At 71.8% G+C, this 1,372-nt stretch carries 1 protein-coding gene; it reads right to left on the reverse strand.

Going from position 1 to position 1,372, the window contains the following annotated elements; all coding sequences use genetic code 11:
* The coding region (locus tag AQJ30_RS33345) for a beta-ketoacyl synthase N-terminal-like domain-containing protein (RefSeq protein WP_281200981.1) at positions 1–1,372 on the reverse strand (1,372 nt) is incomplete at both ends.

A 1,372-nucleotide genomic window follows, 5' to 3' on the forward strand; every position in this document is an offset into this window, starting at 1 on the left:
AACCACCGTCCCGTCCACGGCGTCACCGCCGCTCAGCACCACCTCACGCAGCCCGAAACCCAGGCGTTCCTCCAACCGACCGCACACGTCACCGAACACCTCACCGAACAGCGGGAACGCCTGCGCCAACTCACCCCCCATCCCCGACCACTGCGAGCCCTGCCCCGAGAACAAGAACCCCGTCAGCCCGCCACGGCCGGCCACACCCCGAAGCCCGCCACCACCCGCCAACTCCTCCAGGCCTGCCAGCAGTTCAGCCCGGTCAGTGGCCACCACCGCACCCCGGCACTCCAACGCAGCCCGCCCCACGGCCGCAGCACGCGCCACCCCCAGCGCCGAGACTCCCGCGTCACCCGAAACGAACGCGCCCAACCGACCCGCCGCAACCCCCAACCCCACCCCATCCCGCCCCGACACCACCACCGGCACCGGCACCGGCACCGGGGAACTCACCTCGGCCTGCGCCACGGCTTCCTCAGGGGCCTGCTCGATGACGACGTGGGCATTGGTGCCGCTCACCCCGAACGAGGAGACCGCCGCGCGACGCGGCCGACCGGTTTCCGGCCAGGGACGCGCCTCACTCAGCAGCGACACCGCACCGGAGGACCAGTCCACGTGCGGACTCGGCTCCTCCACGTGCAACGTCCGCGGCAACACCCCCTCCCTCAGCGCCAGCACCGTCTTGATGATCCCGGCCACACCCGAAGCCGCCTGCGTGTGACCGATGTTCGACTTCACCGACCCCAGCCACAACGGCTCACCCTCCCGCTCCCGGCCATAAGTCGCCAGCAACGCCTGCGCCTCGATCGGATCACCCAGCGTCGTCCCCGTACCGTGCGCCTCCACCACGTCCACGTCCCGCGCCGACACCCCAGCCGCCGCCAACGCCGACCGGATCACCCGTTCCTGCGCCGGTCCGTTCGGCGCGGTCAGGCCGTTGGACGCGCCGTCCTGGTTCACCGCCGAGCCCCGGACGACGGCCAGCACCCGGTGCCCATTGCGCCGGGCGTCCGACAACCGCTCCAGAACCAGCATCCCGACGCCCTCGGACCACCCCGTGCCGTCCGCTCCGGCGGAAAACGACTTGCAGCGGCCGTCGGCCGCGAGACCTCCCTGCCGGTCGAACTCGCGGAACGGCGTGGGACTGGACATGATCGTGACGCCGCCCGCCAGCGCCAAGGCGGACTCTCCCGAACGCAGCGACTGTGCTGCGAGGTGGAGCGCCACGAGCGAGGACGAGCAGGCCGTGTCCACGGTCATCGCCGGTCCGGTGAGACCCAGGACGTAGGCGACCCGGCCGGTGGCGACACTGCCCAGGTTGCCGTTGCCGACGTACCCCTCCAGCTCCTGCGGGACGTGCGTGAGACGGGTC

The organism is Streptomyces longwoodensis, assembly GCF_001514125.1.
GTDB lineage: Bacteria > Actinomycetota > Actinomycetes > Streptomycetales > Streptomycetaceae > Streptomyces > Streptomyces longwoodensis.